This window comes from Pusillimonas minor, assembly GCF_014237865.1.
In the GTDB taxonomy this organism is placed as follows: Bacteria; Pseudomonadota; Gammaproteobacteria; order Burkholderiales; family Burkholderiaceae_B; genus Neopusillimonas; species Neopusillimonas minor.
On sequence record NZ_JACJUU010000014.1, the window covers coordinates 42,199 to 60,266 of the forward strand.

The window sequence follows — 18,068 nt, forward strand, 5'->3', positions numbered from 1 at the left end:
CTGCGACAGCCGTTGGCGCCGGTGTTAAAAATGCTGAAAGCCCTGCTGCGCCACCGACACAACCTGGCCATTGTTGCGCGTGACGCTTAATTGGCCTGCCTGCGGCACGATGGAACCGACACGTGTGGCCAGAACACTATGTTGATGAGCAAGTGCCTGAATGGCGTTACGCGAGGATACGGGGGCCGTAAAGCATAACTGGTAGACATCGCCACCGCCCAGCACGGCCTCTTCTTGCCACGCCTGCGATACCCCGGCCAGGGCCGGGTCGACGGGCAGACTGTCGTAAAACAACTGCGCGCCGCAGCGGCTGGCCTTAAGAATATGCCCCAGGTCTTGAAGGAGGCCGTCGGAGATGTCGAGCGCGGCATGCGCAAGACCGGGCAGCCCCTGCGAAAACGCGATGGGCGGTAACGGCTGCTCGAGTGCAGGGCGCACTTGGGCCAGCAAGGCCGCCGTATTGTTGCAACCAGGCGGCACACGACCTTGCAACAGCTGCAACGCCACATGCGGGCCACCCAATACCCCTGTAACCCAGATATCGTCACCTGCTTGCGCCGCACTGCGGCGCAGCGCCAGGGCCGGGTCAACTTGGCCAAATACAGTCACACACAGCGTTATTGTGTCGGCCGCCGTGGTGTCGCCCCCAACCAAGGGGCAGGCCGCGGCATCGGCCAGGGCGTAAAAGCCATTGGCAAACTCCGCCAGCCAGGCTTCGTTAATTGACGGCATGGCGATGCCCAGCACACAGCCCAAGGGCTTGGCCCCCATGGCGGCCAGATCGGACAAATTAACCGCCAGCGCCTTGTGGCCTAAAGTAAAAGGAGATACGTCGGGAAAGAAGTGCCGGCCTTCGATGAGCAGGTCGGTGCTGACCGCCATCTGCATGCCTGGGGCGACAGGCACCAACGCGCAGTCGTCGCCGCCGCCCAGGTAGCCGGCCGGCACTTTACGGGAAAAGTAGCGGTCGATTAAATCGAATTCGCGGCCCATGATGCCGGGTTGACGAAGGCTGACGCGTCAGGCGCGCTGCGCCGCGGCCTGAACCTCGGTGGCGCGCACTTGCGCCGCGAGTTTGTCGAGTACGCCATTGACGAACTTGAAGCCATCGGTACCACCAAACGATTTTGCCAGTTCGACGGCTTCGTTGATGGCTACTTTGTAGGGAACTTCGACGTGATGAACGAGCTCGTAGCTGCCAATTAGCAAAATACCGTGTTCAATAGGTGAAAGCTCTTCGAGGGGGCGGTCGATGAAGGGCGTAAAGCCCTCGCGCAAAGCGGGGGCCTCGCGCAGCACACCGTGCAGCAAGGTTTTGAACCACGCGGCATCGGCCTCGGGGAACTCGTCGTTGTCGCGGATGTGGGCGTCGATGGCGCCTGCATCTTGCAAACCTTCGTCGCCACGCAGCAGCCAGGCATAAACGCCCTGCAGCGCGAACTCGCGCGCACGGCGGCGCGCGCTACGCGCATTGGCGCGGGCTGCGCCCGCGTTGTTGGACGCTTTACTCTTCGTCAAGATCTTCATCCTCGTAGTCGTCATCGTCGGCTTCGGGCTCGAGGGCGGCAACCAGGTTGGCCATTTCGACCGCAGCACGGGCGCAATCGCGGCCCTTGTCGGCGGCACGAACTTCGGCCTGCTCGTCGGTTTCGGTGGTCAGCACGCCGTTGATCACGGGAATACCGGTTTCGAGAGCCACACGTGTGATGGCGGTGCCGCTTTCGTTACTGACCAGTTCGAAGTGGTAGGTTTCACCGCGAATCACGGCACCCAGAGCGATCAGGGCGTCGAATTCGTAGGTTTCGGCCATTTTGGCCAGCGTGATGCCCAGTTCGAGGGCGCCGGGCACGGTAACGACCATAACGTCGCGCTCGTCGACGCCCAGTTCGGCCAGTTCGGCCAGGCAAGCCTCGAGCTCGGCCATGCCGATGTTTTCGTTAAAGCGGGCTCGGACCACGCCAATGTGTAAACCTTCCCCGTTCATATCGGGAAACAGTGTGTAGGGAGTCATGTGCAGGATCCTTTCAGGCGTTGGAATCGGGTTCGGTATGGTAACCGGTAATGGTTAAGGAAAAGCCCGCCATGCTGGGCATTTTTCGGGGCCGGGCCAACAATTTGGCTTTACCCACGCTGAGGTCGCGCAGAATTTGCGCACCAATGCCGTACGTTAGCAGATCGAAGCGACTGCCCTCGGCACTTTTACGGGGCGCCGGCGGCTTGCCCCAGGCCTGTGCCTGTTCGAATAGATGACTGACCGAACCCTCGCAATTTAGAAACACCATGACCCCGCTGGGTGCAGCCTGAATGGTGCGCAGCGCACGGGCGACCGTCCAGCTGTGGGCGGAGGCGTCTTCGGACAGGACATCGATAAGCGTGGTGGGTTCGTGGACGCGCACCAGGGTTTCGATGTCGTGGGAAATAGTGCCGTGGGTTAGCGCCAGATGCGCCGCCCCCGAGGCCTTGTCGCGATACGCGACGGCGCGGAATTCGCCCCAGGGCGTGCTCATGTTGCGCTCGCCCACCCGCTCGATCATGGATTCGTGCTCGGAGCGATACTGGATGAGGTCTTCGATGGTGCCGATTTTAAGATTGTGTTGCGCGGCAAAAATTTGCAGGTCGGGCAAACGCGCCATGGTGCCATCGGGTTTGAGGATTTCGCAGATGACTGCAGCCGGGGTTAAACCCGCCAATGCGGTCAGGTCGCAACCTGCTTCGGTGTGCCCGGCACGTACCAGCACGCCCCCACGCACTGCCTGCACCGGGAAGATATGGCCGGGCTGCACGACGTCGGACGGGCGGGCATCTTTGGCGACAGCGACCTGAATGGTGCGTGCCCGGTCGGCTGCCGAGATACCCGTTTCGACGCCCTCTGCGGCTTCGATGGACATGGTGAAATTGGTGCCAAACCGCGCCCCGTTCCGGGAGGCCATAAGCGGCAGATCGAGTTGCCGGCAACGCTCTTCGGTGAGCGTCAGGCATACCAGCCCGCGCGCGTGCGTAACCATAAAATTGATGGCCTCGGGGGTAACGAAGTCGGCCGCAAGAACGAGGTCGCCTTCGTTTTCGCGATCTTCTTCGTCGACCAGAATGACCATACGGCCTTCGCGCAATTCGGCGATGATTTCTGTAACAGGGGAAATACCGGCCGGCTGGAGGGTTTGGCCGGCTGAAATCGTTTCGGTCATGACATCATGCTCAGTTGTAGTTGACGCCCATTTTAGCGCGTACGCGCGCGCGATTCGATCGTGCAGTGCAGCAGAACGGTAGCATTGTTGATTCTTGTCATACAAACAACCGTGTACGGCAGGTATGATCAGCGTTTGACTGAGATAACGGCTGCCCGCACCCCATCATGACAGAACGCGAAATCAAACTGCATGTTCCTGATTCGGCCAAGACAGGCATTAGCCGACATTTACGCGCGGCAAAAGCGAAACGGGTCACGCTGCAGGCCCGGTATTTCGACACGCCATCGCGTGAACTGGCCCGCGCCGGTATCGCCCTTAGGCTGCGCAAAGAAGGCCGTCGCTGGGTACAGACCATAAAAGCGCCGGGTGCCGACCCGTTGTCCCGCATCGAACTGAACCACCTGCGCAGTGCCCCCGAGCTAGACCTTTCACTGTACACCGGCACGGCGCTTGAACCGCTGTTCGCCAATTTGCAAAGCCCGCTGTGCCTGCGCTACGAGACGCGCGTTACGCGACTGGTTTTAATGCAAGAAGGGCCAGCCGGCAGCATCGAAATCGCCTACGACCAGGGCGCGCTTTTTGCCGGCGAGCTCGAACTGCCCATCAGTGAAGTCGAGTTCGAACACGTATCGGGCGACATCCAGTACATGTTTGCACTGGCGCGCGAATGGGCCGAAAAGCACAGCCTGATTCTTGACATCAGGTCGAAGGCCGAACGGGGCGATGCCCTGGCCGGCCTGGCCCTGACAACAACCACCGACGCCGCCGGGCAAACCGTGGTGGCCACGGTCGCCAACCCCAACGCCGGGCAACTGTTTCGCGCCCGCAAGGCTGGCGCGGTAGCCCTCAAACCCAAAGTCGACGCCACCCAGGCTTATCTGGCGTGTCTTAACGAATGCCTGGCGCAAATCATCCAGAACACCGCGTTTGCCGCGGGCGTTGATACCCACCATGCCAATCAGGGCCTGCACATTGAATACACCCACCAGCTTCGGGTAGGTATTCGCCGGCTAAGGTCGTGCCTGAAGCTGTTTAACGGGTGGCTGCCCCCATTGCCCGACACCAGCCTTAAAGTGCTGCGCGCTGCGTTCGACCAGTTAGGCATGGCACGCGACGGTGATGTTGTAGCCCTTGTTGTTCACCCCCAATTAAAGCTGGCTGGCCTGCCCGACTTGCGCATGCCGCGGCAATCGGCACGCGGGCCCAAGCCATCGGTTGTTGCCGCCAACCCCGAACTTCAAGCTGCCCTCATCGACCTGATGAGCCACGTGGTGCAACTGGGCGACCAATGGCAAAAAACCAGTGCGGCGTCCTCGACCGAGCCGGTCAAGCCGCAGTTGATCAAACGGCTGAACGACTGGCTGAAAAAAATCGGGAAGAAAGGCAGCAAATTTAACGAGCTGTCCATCGAGGCCCAGCACGACCTGCGCAAAGAAGTTAAAAGCCTGCGCTACTGCCTGGATTTTTCGAATGACCTGCTGGTAAAAAGCAATGTGGGCGGCTTGCGCAAGGTGTTGGAATTGGTACAAGAAGAGCTGGGCGACCTGAACGACCTGTACACCGCCGAAATGTTCTACGAGCCAATGACAGAAAAGCAGCCCCAGGCGTGGTTTGCCATTGGGTGGCTGCGAGGCGCGCAAGCGCAAAAACGTTTGCAAGCCCAGACGCTGTTCAAGCAGTTGGCCAAGGCCGGCGCCATTAAAACCCGTTAAAACTTAGACTGCAGCGTTTAGCTAACACCTGCTGGTCGGGCCGGCCAAGGTACCCTTGGCCAGCTGACATATTAGCTGCTGCTAGTCGAGCAGTGCTGCGGCAAACTCTGCGGCCACGAAGGGCTGCAAATCTTCGATCCCCTCGCCAACCCCGATCCAGTACACCGGCACAGGCCGCACGCCCTGACTACCTGCAGCCACAGCAGCCAGGGTGCCGCCCTTGGCTGTGCCATCGAGCTTGGTCACGACCAGGCCGGTAAGGTTAATGGCCGCATCGAAGGCGCGAATTTGCGCAATGGCATTTTGGCCAGTGTTGCCGTCGACCACCAACAACACCTCGTGCGGCGCGTTGCCATCGGCCTTGCCAATGACCCGACGTATTTTCTTGAGCTCTTCCATCAGGTGCAACTGGGTAGGCAAACGGCCCGCCGTATCCACCATCACCACGTCTGCGCCCCGTGCGCGCCCTGCATTAACGGCGTCAAATGCCACGGCAGCCGGGTCGCCCCCTTCTTGCGAAATGACGGTCACATTATTGCGTGCGCCCCAGGCAATCAGTTGTTCGCGCGCAGCTGCACGGAAAGTATCGCCGGCTGCCAGCAACACGCTTTTACCCTGTTGCTGAAAAGTATTCGCCAACTTGCCAATCGACGTCGTTTTGCCGGCGCCGTTAACCCCGGCAATCATGACGATCAAAGGTTTGGCGGCATCGATCGGGAAGTTCTTTTCGAGCGGGCGCAAATGCTCGGCCAATATATCGCGCAGCGCGGCTTTAACCTGCTCGGCATCGGTCAGGCGGTCTTTTCGCACTTTGGTGCGCAATGCAGTCAACAAATGATTGGTGGCCTCGACGCCCGCGTCGGCCATAATAAGCGCGGTTTCCAGTTCTTCGAATAGGTTCTCGTCGACTTTGACCCCGACAAACAACCCGCCCAACGATTGCCCTGTTTTCGACAACCCTTGCTTGAGACGGGCCATCCAGGACATTTTGGCGGGCGCAGCGGGTTCGGCCGGCGGCGCTGCAGGGATTGGGGCATCTGCCGGCTTAAGTGCGGCCGGCTGAGTCTCGAAGGTTTCTGCGCGGGCCTGGGGTAATTCTGCGCGAGTCTCGGGGACCGGGTGCTCACCCAACGGCTCAGGACGGACATCGGGATTTTTGGTTATGGCATGCGTCGTCGGTTGCGACAATGGCGATGACGACGGCGATGGCGATGGCGCATCGGCCGCAGCTTCGGTGGGCGTCGTATCGGACATTGGCGTGCCGGCGTCTTGTATCGCCCCAGGGGCTGCTACGGCATGGCCATCGGCTAGCACCGGCTCGTCGCGCACAACGTCTGCCTTTTGCGACGTTTGCCCGACCTCGGGCGTACCCGCTTGTCCGACCTCGTCTTTCGCCTCGGGTGCCGTCACCTGATCTGGGGCGTCGGACGATTTTTTTCGTTTAAAGAAACTGAACATACGCTTTACACTAACCTATATCAATTGCCAGACAGCCTCTGGCCACGAGCAAACTGCACAGTATGAAAAAACACAATGTCCGTATTGTAGGCGGTGAATACCGGCGGACTCCAATCCCCGTGATCGACGCGCCCGGCCTTCGCCCCACCCCCGACCGCGTTCGCGAAACCCTTTTTAACTGGCTCACGCACTTGTGGGGCGGTCAGTTCACCGACAAAAACGTGCTTGACCTTTTTGCCGGCACCGGCGCGCTGGGCTTCGAGGCCGCATCGCGGGGCGCGGCCCATGTGCAAATGGTCGAACAGAACCCGAAAGCAGTTGCCGCCCTTCGGGCCTTGCGCACCAAGCTTAAGGCCGACCGGGTCCGGATGTTTCCGGGCGATGCCATGCATGTGCTGGAGCGCACCGCCAACCCATTCGATCTGGTTTTACTCGACCCCCCGTTTAACCAGGGCTGGCTTGAAAAAATATGGCCACTGCTACCCTTGGTGCTGACGCCCGACGGATACGTTTATGTCGAAGCCGAGGCGCCCATTACCCCGCCGCCCGCCTTTGAAGTGTTGCGCGAAGGAAAGGCCGGCCTTGTACACTACCTGCTGCTTAAAATTGCTGCGGCGCAAGAAAAACCGTAACCACTGAGTTAAACTAATCCGGAAACGGGGCTTTACAACTGCCCGCCATACACAAAAGAACCGTCGCAGTCATTTAAAAACCTATACTTCTGACTCTCTCGGGAACCCTATGATTACTGCCGTCTACCCCGGAACATTCGACCCACTGACCCGCGGTCACGAGGATCTGGTCCGGCGTGCTGCCAGCCTGTTCGACCACCTGGTTGTTGGCGTTGCCCACAGCCAGGCTAAAAAGCCATTTTTTACCATCGACGAGCGGCTTGAAATTGCCCAGGAAGTGCTTGGACACTACCCCAACGTCGAAGTCAAAAGCTTTGCCGGGCTGCTGAAAGATTTTGTCCGCGAACAAAACGCACGCGTCATTGTGCGTGGTTTGCGCGCCGTTTCAGACTTCGAATACGAGTTTCAGATGGCCGGAATGAATCGCCATTTGCTGCCCGAAGTCGAGACCCTGTTCATGACACCGTCCGATCAGTACCAGTTTATTTCGGGCACGATCGTGCGCGAAATTGCCATTTTGGGCGGCGACGTCAGCAAATTTGTGTTCCCGTCTGTCGAGCGCTGGCTGCACACCAAAGCCGCAGCCCATCGCGAAGCGGCACAAGCTGCAGCGCAGCTCGAACAGCAAAAGCAGGCTTAAGCCCTGCAACCGGGCCCGCAGCTATGGCACTGCATATTACCGACGAATGCATCAATTGCGATGTGTGCGAGCCCCAGTGCCCTAACCAGGCCATATACATGGGCGAGCACATCTACGAAATCGACCCATCGAAGTGTACCGAGTGTGTCGGTCATTTCGATGAGCCGCAATGCGTCGTGGTGTGCCCGGTTGAATGTATAGAAATCCACCCCGAAAAACATGAAACGCACGACGAGCTGATGGCCCGTTACCGCTTACTGACAGGCAGCGCCGACCCAGCCTGACAACCGTTTACCCGTTTAAAGCGTGATGTAGCAGACAAGCTTATTCGGGCCAGCGCAAGGCCGGCGCATCGGGATGGATTTTCACCAGACGCGACTTTTGCCCTAAAAAATTAGACACCCAAGCCGCGGCCAGATCACCTTCGTCGACGACCCTGACCGGCTGCTGCCCCAAATGCGCCTGACGCACAACGCTCTCGTCGTCCTCAATGACATCAAGCGGGATATCCATACGCAGCATACCCGGCGCGCGCATTACCAAGTACCCGAAACTAAGCGTGACCGAAATTTCGGTCAGCATCTTGCAGTGGTCTGCCAGCAAAATTTGACCGGCATCGTCAGTAATTGCCCACCGTAAATGGTACGGGGCGGCATCGACATCGTTGAGTGGCGCACACCCGGCCACCGGATAATATTCATTGATGGTGCTCATCGGCCCAACAACCCCTTCAGTGTGTTACCCAGATCTTTGACCGGGTCGGCCGGCCGTGGCGCCGGTGACGCCTGGGCGCCCCCTGAAGGCGCCGGTGCTTGTTTGTCGAGCAGATTCATCAGCCCGCGTTCGAGCAGTTGCTTGGCAACACGGCCACCGATTTCTTTCCATTCGACAGCGTATTTCATGTCGGCGAAAGGACCATGTACACGCACCGGCACGGTGACCCCCTGCAGTTGACTGAGGTCGGGCCCGCCCTGCCCCCGCGTGGTGTTGACCACCCGTACGTTCGAGACCACGTCTAGCGTTTTATTGACCAGGTTTATGGTTGCCGGCGACCCTTGCGAAACACGCAGCAACGGGGCTTCGACAGCGAGCTTACGCAATGTACCCACGCCCTTCTCGAAGTTAAGATTGGCGTCGAGCGACGTAAACTGGGTTTCGCGGGAAAGGTCGTACTGAGCACCCAGATCGGGGATTTGACCGCTGCCAATACGGCTTAATGCTTCGGAAATTTGCACCAGTGTTTGCTGGACGTTGAAGCCTTTGACAACGCCATCACGCAGCGCCAACTGCACCGAGCCCCCCAGACCGGCCGGCAAGGCATCGACGGTATCGCCACGCGTTGTCAGGTTAAGTTTAAGGGTGCCTTTGCCCGTCAGGCGATCTTGGCCTGTGGCCGCGGCTACCAAAGGCCCTACCGACACCCCGGCCAGGTTCAGCTGCGCACCGAATACATTTTTTGATGTGACACTGAACTTGCCAGAAGCGGTGCCGCCGTAAAGATTGGCCGACACCTGGCTGATGTCGAGGCGGCCTTTTTGGGCCTTGGCATCGAATACGACATTGTCGGCTTCGATGCCGCGCCCGACCAACTTGCCCACTTTGGCATTGGCGACAAGATCGATGGTGTCGAGAACGGTTAAATCTAGCTTGGCGGGGGCAGCCGGTGTGGCTGCATTGCCGGTGGGCGAAGATGCGGGCTCGGTAGCAGCCTTGTCCTCGAGCGTAGGCTCAGCCGCGTCGGGCGCGGCTTTGGGGGCTGCCTGCACCACCGGGAAAAGCTTGTCGAAATCGAGCTCGTCGGCCTGCAAGTTGAGCCGTACCGAAGGCGCATCGAAACCTGCCACACGCGTCGAAAAACTTAACGGGTTGCCGTTCAGGACGGCATTCAGGTCGCTGTTGATTTCTTGCTTTTGAAGGTTGGCCTGAAGGCTGCCAATAAGCGGGAATTCGAAACCGGCTGCACCTAATGCCTCGGCATTGATTTTTACATCGCCCTTGATGGCCGTAAGCCCAAGCAGTTGCTCGGCTGCGCGCCACCGCACAGGCGACGACAAATTGACGCGAATCAGACGGTCGGCCTTTTTGACGGTACCGTCGACTTTAAGCTCTTTTAGATTAAGGTCTTGCGAGTTGCCGCCCAAACCCGACATTTCGAAGGCCAACCCTGCGACCGATTCGCCCGACACCTTTAACGTGCCTGCCACAGTTTCGCCAGTGGCGGCTTCGGGCGATACCGACAAATCGGGCGCGTCGAAGGCAACCTCGAAAGATTCGGCGGGCATTTTGCCAGAGGCCCTGACAGCAAGGCGCTGAACCTGCAGCAACGAACGACTGGGATCCACCCTGAGCTGCGGTGCAGTCAAGGACACCTGCAGGCCGTCAATAGCGGGTTGCTCGGGCGTAAGGCCTTGTACCTTGCCCTGCAGCGCCACCGACAGCCCCGTAGCGTCGAAATGCTTGTTAACCGCGCTGTAAGCCACGTTGCCTTGCAAGGTCATTGACTGCGCCTGCAGCGTGGCCAACAAACCGGTGACCTGAACATTGAGCTTTTGGGCCGAATATTGTTTTTTAAGTGGGTCGAGTCGCAACAAGGCCTGGCCCTGAATATTGGCGTCGGCGACGGGGTTGTCACCCACAAGCTTGCCACGCAAGGTAACGTCGAAGGGTTGGTCGAACGTAACCCTGCCCGTACTCAGCTGAACCCCGAGCAACCGACCCATATATCCTTTTTGGGCATCATTGAAATGCACTTCGCCGTCTTTCAGGTCGAGACCGGCAATATCAATTTGCAACTGCGCGCTTTCGGGCGTAAGGCGAGGGTCGAGTGCGACTTTGCGCTCTTCGGCGCCAGCAGGCGCCATTACGCCCACCGTTGCCACCGCGGGAACCGCCAGGGCTGAACCGGCATTGTCGACGCCGTCGATAAGGTCTTGAAAATTGAATACACCTTGCGGTGAGCGCGTGACCCAGGCACGAAAGCCCTCGACACTGATGTGGTCGACCACCAGATTGTTGGACAACAACGGCCAAATGGCCACGGCGACACGGGCCTGCTGAACCGAAGCAAAGACAGTGGTGCTGTTGCGATCGGACACCGAGACGTCTTGTACGCTGAGGCCTATGCGCGGAAACAATGACAAAGAGATGTCGCCGTTAATGACCAGCGTGCGCTGATAGCGCTCGGCGACCAGTTCCTGGACTTTACTTTTATAAGCGTTGGGGTCGAACGTGAGCAGGAAAATAGCCAGCCCCAGCAGTGCCAGAATAAACACCGCAACAGCGCCAACCACAATACGTTTGAACCAGACTTTCATTTAAGGCCTTTGGAACCCGGGCCAGGCCCGGCACTGCAAATAGACAAATACGCTCAATGCTAACCCAAGTGCAACCGTATTTCACGCTTGCCCCGCCCAATGGCGGAATTTTGTATTGCAGGCCCAAGCATGACCAATGTTTTGATATGCTTGGCCGTCTAAAAGAACTATTTTCAATATCCAACCACGAGACAAGCGCACATGAAACTTGAAACTCTGGCCGTACACGCCGGCTACAGCCCCGACCCAACCACAAAATCGGTTGCCGTACCTATTTATCAGACCACGTCTTACGCCTTCGACAGCACCCAACACGGCGCCGACCTGTTCGACCTGAAGGTGCCCGGCAATATTTACACCCGCATCATGAACCCCACCAACGCGGTGCTGGAAGAACGTGTTGCGGCCATGGAGGGCGGCGTCGCGGGCCTGGGATGCCCCGACCAGCGCGCAGCAAAACCCACCAGTTCGGCCAGGGAGTAGGCCTGCGGCCCACCCAGCTCGTAGGTATTATTGCGACACTTTGGGTTAGACAAACATGCTGTGACGGCTTTGACGACATCGCCGACATACACCGGCTGAAGCCGGGCGTGTGCGCCGGCCAGCGCAAGTACCGGCATACAGCGCGCCAACTTGGCAAACAAATTCATGAATTGGTCTTCGGGGCCAAACACCACCGATGGCTGCAAGATACTGAAGTAAAGGTCGGCCTGCCCCGCGTAAACGTCGCGGATGGCCTTTTCGCCATCGGCTTTTGAGCGGGCGTAGCCACTGGTGCCCGAAGGGCTGGCCCCCAGTGCACTGACGTGCACAAAATGGCGCACTTGAGCCGCCACACAAGCCTTGGCAATTTTTTTGGGCAAATCGACATGCGCTCGGCGAAAATCGGGGCCATAAGGCTGGCCGCGCCGGCTGTGCAAAATACCCACTAAATTAACCACGGCATCGCAACCAGACACCAGGCGCCCCAGAGCGGCATCGTCGTGAATGTCGGCCTGCAACACATTGACGGTTGGCATGGGCAGTAAATCGCGGCCATGCGCATAACGACGCGTGGGGACAACGACCTCGTGCCCCTCGGCAACCAGCCGCGCCACCAGATGCTGCCCAATGAAACCTGTACCGCCAGTTACCAAGACACGCATACAAAAGGCCCCCGCCGTTAAAAATTACGATGCAACCGAAAACTGACGCCGATACTCGGACGGCGTCATACCAAATGCCGCTTTAAAACTGCTGGCGAAATGCGCCTGGGTGCTGAACCCACAGCCCAGAGCAACCTGACCAATGCTGATGGCCGGGTCCGCTTCTAATTGCGTACAGGCCAGTTGCAACCGTTGCGACCACACCCGCTGCGCAACGGTGGTGTTGTGTGCCGAAAACACCCGGTTCAGTGTACGCACGGACATGTGCAAGTGCGCCGCCACCGCGGCAGCATCAAGGAGAGGATCGCACAAATGCCTTGCAATAAAGGCGTCGGCTTTGTGAAAACGCGCGTCAAAGACATTGGCCTGGAAGGAGGCGGTGTCGGGCACCCCCATTAATTGGGCCAGCAAAAACTGGATACGTTGGGCCACATGCAGCGCCTGCCCCGCCAGGGGCTGCTGCACAAAGCCCGCCAGGGTGGTGCGCAATGACTGACTGACCCCCGACAACCGTGAACTGCGCGCATCGATTTTGAGCGGTTCGGCAGGACGTTGAAAAACACCGGCTGCGCCCCCTTCGGTGACGCTGATATCGACCAGAATTTGTCGTGTACCGGGCTGCGAGAACCCGAACAGATAAGGGCTGACGGTAGGATAGACCACGATGTCGCCGGGCTTTAGCGTAATACAGGCGCCCGACTGATAAAAGAATGCCGCGCCATCGAGCAAAACACTGGCAAACAAGGCATCTTTGGGATGCGTTTTAATCATTTGGCGCGGGCGCTCGATGACGTGCTCGGCGCCGCGAATATCGCTTAAACGCAAGGCACCCAGGTCGAAATTGCGCTCGCCCACAAACAGCCCGGCCGGGCTGTAGTCGGAGCAACGCAGCCCCACCAGTTCGGCGGCATTGTGGGCTTCCCAGTATTCGATGCGTTGATCGGGCGGGACAGCCTCGGTACTGGCATGAGAAACAGGAACAAAAGCGGTATCCATGGCGTCTGCCTGAAAAAATATCGCGAACCGGACATCAGCATACCTTGTTGTCCGGCACAAGAAAACACCTCGTCGCAATGACGAAAGCCAAAGCGGGACAGCCGTGGCTAGAATGACTTCAAACGCTCACCCACAACTTACAACACAGGAGACTTTTATGAGCAAACTTGGCGGCAACGAATTCTGGCGTTCCATCGCCCCCATCAAAGATGTATTCAAGCCCGACGCCAAACCCGAAGCCTACATCCAGAATGCGCCGACAGACGACATGCGTTATTACGTCCCGTTCAGCGAAACCGTATCGTCGCGGCCGCTCTGGATTTCTCCCTCGGAAAACAAATGGGCAGATGTATTGCGGGCCGATGCCCCTGGGTTGGTCAACCGCCATTACCACCCGCACGAAGTATTTGCCTACACCATTTCGGGGCAATGGAGCTACCTGGAACACGACTGGGTGGCCCGAGCCGGCGACTTTGTGTACGAAACCCCCGGCGAGAGCCACACCCTGGTTGCGCACGAGCACGAAGACCCCATGCGCGTGTTTTTTATTGTGAAAGGCCCGCTAATTTGGCTGGACGAAGAAGGCAATTCGACCGGCCACTTTGATGTGCACGACTACATTGCCCTGTGCAAAGCGCACTACGAGAAAGTCGGCATTGGTGCCGACTATGTCGAGAGCCTGTACCGTTAAAACCCGCCCTGGTTGCCTAGCCTTTTTGTATCAGGCTGGGCAACCACAGGCCGATTTCGGGGAAAAACAAGACCGCCAGCAACACGCCCATTTCGATGATGATAAAAGGCATGGCGGCCTTGTACACCGTTGTAATACCGATTTCGGGCGGCGCAATGCCCTTCATCACGAACAGCAGCAGGCCGAATGGCGGCGTTAAAAAGCCCATCTCCATGGTGATGAGATAAATAACACCAAGCCAGACCAGGTCGATGCTCAGCGCATTGGCTACCGGGATAAACAGCGGCACGGTAATCATGACCATGCTGACCTGGTCGATGAAGCAGCCCAACACCAGCAAAATCAGCATCATCATGAGCACGACCATGAACGGGTCGGCGCCGGCGCTGGTGATCAGGCTGACCATCCCGCTGGTGGCCCCCGAAAACGCCAGGATCTGGCTGAACGTGGTTGACGCCATGATGATGAACAGAATCATGGTGCTGGTTTTGGCCGTTTCGGACAGAGTGTCTTTGATGACCTTAAGGTTAAGGCAGCGATAGCAGGCTGCGGCCACAAACGAGGCAATGACGCCCAGCGCGGCTGACTCGGTGGGCGTGGCAATACCGGCCAGCAGTGAACCCACCACAACCACCAAAATACCCGACAGCGGCACTACGTAAATAAGAAACGGCATCCAGCGCTCGGACATGGTGCGCTGCACCGGGTCGTCGGCGGGAGCATCTTGCGGCCGCATTTTGGCGCGCAAGACGATATAGCCAAAGAACAGGACGGCCATGATCAGGGCCGGGATGATACCCGCCATGAGCAGCCGCGAAATAGAGATACCGGCCAGGCTACCGACCAGTACGGCCAAGGCCGACGGCGGAATAAGCATGGCAATGGCGCCCGTGGCCATAATGGGCCCCATAGACAGCGTGGGGTGATAGCCGCGCCGCAGCATTTCGGGCATGAGCGAGCGACCCAGCATGGCGGTATTGGCAATGGTAGAACCCGACAGCGTGGAAAACACCGTACCCGCCACAACGGACACTACGGCCATGCGGCCAGGCACCCGCGTGATCAGGCGCTCGATGGCGTCGATGGCCTTGAAAGCCATACCCGAATGCAGGAGGATTTCGCCCATTAAAATGAACAGCGGAATGGGCGCGAGGTTGTAATTGGTAATGGCTGTGACGACATTTCGCGTCATTTGCACCAGGCCAATTTCACCATTTAAAAACACAATGGCGCCAATAACATTGACACCAAAAAAGGTGACGGCTACCGGCAAGCCCAACAACAGAAAAAACGCCAGCGCACCGACAAGCAAAGCTAAAGCAGAGGTCCAATCCATAGTGCAGTCCGGTTAGCGGGAATCGATGACAGCATTCCGGCCAAGCCGGGCTTTGACCAACAATAAAAACTCGATGACCATGAAGAACATGCCAAACGGCACGAAAAAGGTCACGAGCCACTCGGGTACCGTGAACGATTTGTACACCAGGCTGCCTCGCTCGAAGGCACGCCAGGTCGCCAGTGCACTGTAGTAAAAAACAATAAAACAAATGGCGCTACCCAGTAGAGCCGCAACCACCCCCACCCAACGCGCCGCGCTTCTGGGCAAGGTCGAAGTGATAATGTCGACACTGACGTGCGCCCCTTCGCGCAACACCCAGGGCGCAGCAAACACCGTAGCCACATAGATGGCATATTCCATGAGTTCGATGACCCAGGCCAGGCCGGCACCGGTGACGTTGCGCATGAAGACATCGGCGCCAATAAACACCGCCATCAAACCAAAAATGGCACCCGAAATAATGGCCAGACCTGTAACCACTGCGTTATAGGCCTGGCCAACAATGTGCGGAGACGACATATATTTTTTGTTTTTTACGTTGAAACGCGATTAGTTTTTACTGAGCTTTTCGCGCAGGCGCGGTGCTGAGTCGGGGGCAACCTTCATGACCTGGGCCCAGCCGGCTTCGCGGGCCGTGTTAAGCCACTTTTCACGTTCGGCGCCTTCAAGGGTGTAAACCGTCATGCCTGCGGCGGCCTGCTTCTTGACCTCTTCGGCATTGATGGCGGCGTTTTCGGCGTTGATTGACTCGAGCCATTCGGCCATTTTGTTCAGGAAGGCGCGCTGGTCGTCGTTTAAGCCCTTCCATTTGTCGAGATTGAGCAGAACGTTGACATCGACGTTATAAAAGCCCGGGTCGACGCGTGCTTTGGTGACTTCGTGCCAACCCAGATCGAGAATGCCCTGGATGGGCCAGCCGTAGCCGTCGGCCACACCGCGTTCAAGTGTGGTGTAGACCTCGGAGGGCGGCGTTTGAATACTGTAGCCGTTGAGGGCCTCGAAGAAGGCGCGGTAAACCGGCGTAACGCGCAGCGTTAAACCAGACAAGTCGGCCTTGGTGACGGGCTTGTTGACATACAAATGGAACGGAACACCGTCGCCGGTACGCGCCAGGTACCATGTATTCATTTTTTTATTGTGCAGCTCGTTGATCAGTTCCCAGCCGCCGTTTTTACGCAGCTCTTGCATGGTGTAGTCTGACAACTTGAGGGCATCGCCTTCGGGCAGAAGGTTGGAATAAAACGCCGTGGTCACGAACGCCATATCGACCACTCCGGCAGAAACCGCGTTGCCGATTTCAAAGGGTGGAATAGCCGACGGGCCACCAATAAGGTTGATTTTTACCAGGCCTTTACCCTCGGCATTGACTTTCTCAACGAAGCGTTCGAAGGGCCGCGCCACGGTGGACCCGGGCTGGAATGCAGTAACCGCGCGTAGCGTGACTTCTTGGGCGGCGACAGGTGCCGCACTGAACAGCATACCTACAGCCAATGCGGCCGCAAGCTTGTTGAGTAGTTTCATGTTTGTCTCCTGTGTCTTTACGACTTTGAGTGTTTTCTCGAGTCTTGCACACTGCATGACAAATGAACACTAGGGGTAGCCCCATGAAGTGAAAAGTAAGGCCGGCTGTCTTGTTGCAAAACATTGTCACGTTAAATTCGGGCAAAAATACAGTTTCTGAAGACATCTGCCACTATCATGTGCGCACACCGCCTGCGACTGATATGCCCGCCCTTACCCGCCCCCTTGCTTTTGTCGACATAGAAACAACCGGTGCAACTGCGACCCGAGATCGGGTGACCGAGGTTGCCGTGATTACCTGGGACGGTGTTGACGCCACTACCTGGTCGCAACTGGTCAACCCCGAAACCCGTATTCCAGAATTAATCACATCGATAACGGGCATCGATAACGCCATGGTTGCGAGCGCCCCGCGTTTTGCAGACATCGCCCACGATTTGGCCGCCCGGCTGCAAGGACATGTTTTCATTGCTCACAACGCGCGCTTTGACTACGCGTTCTTAAAAAACGAGTTTCGCCGTGTCGGTATTGATTTTCGGGCACAGGTGCTTTGCACCGTAAAGTATTCGCGCCGCCTCTTCCCACAGCATCACAAACACAACCTCGACGCCCTGATTGAGCGCCACGGCCTTGAGGTTAGCCAACGCCACCGCGCGCTGGGCGATGCGCAAGCCATTTTTGATTTCTGGCGCCTGACCGAAGCGCAATTTACGGCGGAGCATCTGGATGCGGTACGCAAAGCTTTGCTGGCTCGCCCGGCACTGCCCAGCCATATCGACCCCAACCTGGTCGACAGCATCCCCGATCGCCATGGCGTGTACTTGTTTTACGGTGAAAACGACTTGCCCATTTACGTGGGCAAGGCCAACCGGCTACGTCAGCGTGTGTTGTCGCACTTCTCGGCCGACCATGCTATAGCCAAAGAACTGACCTTGTCGCAACAAGCGCGACGTATTGAGTGGCAAGAATGTGCCGGCGAAATTGATGCACTGATTACCGAAGCGCGACTGGTCAAGACACTGCAACCCACCCTTAACCGGCAATTGCGTCGCAACCGGGAACTATGCTCGTGGCTGGTACCTGTCGAAAGCGGCGACCAACATGCCCCCCGTCTGGTGTATGGCCGAGACCTTGACCCAGGGCGCCAGCCCAACTTGTTTGGACTGTTCAACTCGGGCGCCGAAGCCAAAAAAACACTGAACGCTATTGTGAAAGAGGCCGGCCTTTGCCCGGTGGTGCTGGGCCTTGAAAAAGGCGCTGAAGGCAAACCCTGCTTTGCCCGACAGCTAAAGCGCTGCCGCGGCGCGTGTTGCGTAATTGATCCATTTCCCCCATTATTCCAAGGCGGCCAGATTCATGGCTAAATCTTGGTCATGGGTATTCCACGGCAACAATGCTTCAATTTCATCGACGGTCGTCGCCAACGGCAGGC

At 58.0% G+C, this 18,068-nt stretch carries 18 protein-coding genes and 1 pseudogene; 7 read left to right on the forward strand and 12 right to left on the reverse strand.

The window, feature by feature from the left end; genetic code table 11:
• Positions 1-24: 24 nt before the first annotated feature.
• The 4 genes from thiL to ribBA are packed head-to-tail and all read right to left on the reverse strand — an operon-like array spanning position 25 to position 3,185.
• Positions 25-993 carry a thiamine-phosphate kinase gene (gene thiL, locus GTU67_RS13420; protein ID WP_185780564.1) on the reverse strand — a complete coding sequence of 323 codons (969 nt, stop codon included), beginning with the start codon at positions 991-993 and terminating at the stop codon, positions 25-27.
• 27 nt (positions 994-1,020) lie between these two features.
• Positions 1,021-1,527, reverse strand: a complete 507-nt coding sequence (gene nusB, locus GTU67_RS13425; RefSeq protein WP_249417719.1) for a transcription antitermination factor NusB — start codon at positions 1,525-1,527, stop codon at positions 1,021-1,023.
• Entirely contained in the window at positions 1,505-2,011 is a 507-nt protein-coding gene (gene ribH, locus GTU67_RS13430; RefSeq protein WP_185780566.1) for a 6,7-dimethyl-8-ribityllumazine synthase, read from the reverse strand. The genes nusB and ribH overlap by 23 nt, the downstream gene beginning before the upstream one ends.
• A gap of 13 nt (positions 2,012-2,024) precedes the next feature.
• Positions 2,025-3,185 (reverse strand): bifunctional 3,4-dihydroxy-2-butanone-4-phosphate synthase/GTP cyclohydrolase II, encoded by a 1,161-nt coding sequence (ribBA, locus tag GTU67_RS13435; protein WP_185780567.1) that lies wholly within the window; start codon positions 3,183-3,185, stop codon positions 2,025-2,027.
• A gap of 167 nt (positions 3,186-3,352) precedes the next feature.
• Between ribBA and GTU67_RS13440 the strand changes: the two genes are divergently transcribed.
• Positions 3,353-4,900 (forward strand): CYTH and CHAD domain-containing protein, encoded by a 1,548-nt coding sequence (locus GTU67_RS13440; protein WP_185780568.1) that lies wholly within the window; start codon positions 3,353-3,355, stop codon positions 4,898-4,900.
• Between the two features lie 81 nt (positions 4,901-4,981).
• Here GTU67_RS13440 and ftsY read toward each other — a convergent pair whose 3' ends face one another.
• Positions 4,982-6,154: a signal recognition particle-docking protein FtsY gene (ftsY, locus tag GTU67_RS13445; RefSeq protein ID WP_185780586.1), complete on the reverse strand. Its 1,173-nt coding sequence runs from the start codon at positions 6,152-6,154 to the stop codon at positions 4,982-4,984.
• Between the two features lie 266 nt (positions 6,155-6,420).
• Between ftsY and rsmD the strand changes: the two genes are divergently transcribed.
• The 3 genes from rsmD (at position 6,421) to GTU67_RS13460 (ending at position 7,914) form a co-directional block, all read left to right on the forward strand.
• On the forward strand, positions 6,421-6,990 hold the full coding sequence (gene rsmD / locus GTU67_RS13450; protein ID WP_185780569.1) for a 16S rRNA (guanine(966)-N(2))-methyltransferase RsmD: 570 nt from the start codon (positions 6,421-6,423) through the stop codon (positions 6,988-6,990).
• Positions 6,991-7,099: 109 nt separating this feature from the next.
• Positions 7,100-7,630 carry a pantetheine-phosphate adenylyltransferase gene (gene coaD / locus GTU67_RS13455; RefSeq protein ID WP_093969634.1) on the forward strand — a complete coding sequence of 177 codons (531 nt, stop codon included), beginning with the start codon at positions 7,100-7,102 and terminating at the stop codon, positions 7,628-7,630.
• Positions 7,631-7,653: 23 nt separating this feature from the next.
• A complete protein-coding gene (locus tag GTU67_RS13460) occupies positions 7,654-7,914 on the forward strand; it encodes a YfhL family 4Fe-4S dicluster ferredoxin (RefSeq protein ID WP_185780570.1) in 261 nt (86 codons plus the stop codon).
• Positions 7,915-7,954: 40 nt separating this feature from the next.
• On the opposite strand, the gene GTU67_RS13465 is transcribed toward GTU67_RS13460, so the two are convergent.
• A complete protein-coding gene (locus GTU67_RS13465; protein WP_185780571.1) occupies positions 7,955-8,344 on the reverse strand; it encodes an MOSC N-terminal beta barrel domain-containing protein in 390 nt (129 codons plus the stop codon).
• Positions 8,341-10,944 (reverse strand): AsmA family protein, encoded by a 2,604-nt coding sequence (locus GTU67_RS13470; protein WP_185780572.1) that lies wholly within the window; start codon positions 10,942-10,944, stop codon positions 8,341-8,343. Before GTU67_RS13470 ends, GTU67_RS13465 begins: the two co-directional genes overlap by 4 nt.
• 201 nt (positions 10,945-11,145) lie before the next feature.
• Here GTU67_RS13470 and GTU67_RS13475 point away from each other — a divergent pair.
• Positions 11,146-11,400: pseudogene (locus GTU67_RS13475) on the forward strand (PLP-dependent transferase); the annotation flags it as partial.
• On the opposite strand, the gene GTU67_RS13480 reads toward GTU67_RS13475, so the two are convergent.
• Both GTU67_RS13480 and GTU67_RS13485 read right to left on the reverse strand, forming a co-directional pair.
• Entirely contained in the window at positions 11,298-12,089 is a 792-nt protein-coding gene (locus GTU67_RS13480) for a complex I NDUFA9 subunit family protein (RefSeq protein ID WP_185780573.1), read from the reverse strand. The pseudogene GTU67_RS13475 and the gene GTU67_RS13480 sit on opposite strands and share 103 nt — an antisense overlap.
• 24 nt (positions 12,090-12,113) lie before the next feature.
• Complete coding sequence (locus GTU67_RS13485; RefSeq protein ID WP_185780574.1) at positions 12,114-13,085, reverse strand: helix-turn-helix domain-containing protein; 972 nt, start codon at positions 13,083-13,085, stop codon at positions 12,114-12,116.
• A gap of 157 nt (positions 13,086-13,242) precedes the next feature.
• Here GTU67_RS13485 and GTU67_RS13490 point away from each other — a divergent pair, with 157 nt between their 5' ends.
• The gene (locus GTU67_RS13490; RefSeq protein WP_185780575.1) at positions 13,243-13,776 is read left to right on the forward strand and encodes a 2,4'-dihydroxyacetophenone dioxygenase family protein; all 534 of its coding nucleotides are present in this window, start codon (positions 13,243-13,245) and stop codon (positions 13,774-13,776) included.
• Between the two features lie 16 nt (positions 13,777-13,792).
• Here GTU67_RS13490 and GTU67_RS13495 read toward each other — a convergent pair whose 3' ends face one another.
• The 3 genes from GTU67_RS13495 to dctP are packed head-to-tail and all read right to left on the reverse strand — an operon-like array spanning position 13,793 to position 16,636.
• Complete coding sequence (locus GTU67_RS13495) at positions 13,793-15,112, reverse strand: TRAP transporter large permease (RefSeq protein WP_185780576.1); 1,320 nt, start codon at positions 15,110-15,112, stop codon at positions 13,793-13,795.
• Between the two features lie 12 nt (positions 15,113-15,124).
• Complete coding sequence (locus tag GTU67_RS13500) at positions 15,125-15,634, reverse strand: TRAP transporter small permease (RefSeq protein WP_185780577.1); 510 nt, start codon at positions 15,632-15,634, stop codon at positions 15,125-15,127.
• 30 nt (positions 15,635-15,664) lie between these two features.
• On the reverse strand, positions 15,665-16,636 hold the full coding sequence (gene dctP, locus GTU67_RS13505) for a TRAP transporter substrate-binding protein DctP (protein WP_185780578.1): 972 nt from the start codon (positions 16,634-16,636) through the stop codon (positions 15,665-15,667).
• A gap of 203 nt (positions 16,637-16,839) precedes the next feature.
• Here dctP and GTU67_RS13510 point away from each other — a divergent pair, with 203 nt between their 5' ends.
• Positions 16,840-18,000, forward strand: coding sequence for an exonuclease domain-containing protein (locus tag GTU67_RS13510; protein WP_221893379.1), 1,161 nt, complete (start codon positions 16,840-16,842; stop codon positions 17,998-18,000).
• The last annotated feature ends 68 nt before the right edge of the window (positions 18,001-18,068 follow it).

What these genes read in the sequence shown, in the direction of transcription:
- GTU67_RS13485 (WP_185780574.1), bottom strand. Translation starts at nt 13,085, where the DNA reads ATGGATACCGCTTTTGTTCCTGTTTCTCATGCCAGTACCGAGGCTGTC.
- thiL (WP_185780564.1), bottom strand. Translation starts at nt 993, where the DNA reads ATGGGCCGCGAATTCGATTTAATCGACCGCTACTTTTCCCGTAAAGTG.
- coaD (WP_093969634.1), top strand. Translation starts at nt 7,100, where the DNA reads ATGATTACTGCCGTCTACCCCGGAACATTCGACCCACTGACCCGCGGT.
- ribBA (WP_185780567.1), bottom strand. Translation starts at nt 3,185, where the DNA reads ATGACCGAAACGATTTCAGCCGGCCAAACCCTCCAGCCGGCCGGTATT.
- rsmD (WP_185780569.1), top strand. Translation starts at nt 6,421, where the DNA reads ATGAAAAAACACAATGTCCGTATTGTAGGCGGTGAATACCGGCGGACT.
- GTU67_RS13465 (WP_185780571.1), bottom strand. Translation starts at nt 8,344, where the DNA reads ATGAGCACCATCAATGAATATTATCCGGTGGCCGGGTGTGCGCCACTC.
- GTU67_RS13440 (WP_185780568.1), top strand. Translation starts at nt 3,353, where the DNA reads ATGACAGAACGCGAAATCAAACTGCATGTTCCTGATTCGGCCAAGACA.
- GTU67_RS13510 (WP_221893379.1), top strand. Translation starts at nt 16,840, where the DNA reads ATGCCCGCCCTTACCCGCCCCCTTGCTTTTGTCGACATAGAAACAACC.
- GTU67_RS13470 (WP_185780572.1), bottom strand. Translation starts at nt 10,944, where the DNA reads ATGAAAGTCTGGTTCAAACGTATTGTGGTTGGCGCTGTTGCGGTGTTT.
- nusB (WP_249417719.1), bottom strand. Translation starts at nt 1,527, where the DNA reads ATGAAGATCTTGACGAAGAGTAAAGCGTCCAACAACGCGGGCGCAGCC.
- GTU67_RS13495 (WP_185780576.1), bottom strand. Translation starts at nt 15,112, where the DNA reads ATGGATTGGACCTCTGCTTTAGCTTTGCTTGTCGGTGCGCTGGCGTTT.
- GTU67_RS13490 (WP_185780575.1), top strand. Translation starts at nt 13,243, where the DNA reads ATGAGCAAACTTGGCGGCAACGAATTCTGGCGTTCCATCGCCCCCATC.
- GTU67_RS13480 (WP_185780573.1), bottom strand. Translation starts at nt 12,089, where the DNA reads ATGCGTGTCTTGGTAACTGGCGGTACAGGTTTCATTGGGCAGCATCTG.
- ribH (WP_185780566.1), bottom strand. Translation starts at nt 2,011, where the DNA reads ATGACTCCCTACACACTGTTTCCCGATATGAACGGGGAAGGTTTACAC.
- GTU67_RS13500 (WP_185780577.1), bottom strand. Translation starts at nt 15,634, where the DNA reads ATGTCGTCTCCGCACATTGTTGGCCAGGCCTATAACGCAGTGGTTACA.
- dctP (WP_185780578.1), bottom strand. Translation starts at nt 16,636, where the DNA reads ATGAAACTACTCAACAAGCTTGCGGCCGCATTGGCTGTAGGTATGCTG.
- ftsY (WP_185780586.1), bottom strand. Translation starts at nt 6,154, where the DNA reads ATGTCCGATACGACGCCCACCGAAGCTGCGGCCGATGCGCCATCGCCA.
- GTU67_RS13460 (WP_185780570.1), top strand. Translation starts at nt 7,654, where the DNA reads ATGGCACTGCATATTACCGACGAATGCATCAATTGCGATGTGTGCGAG.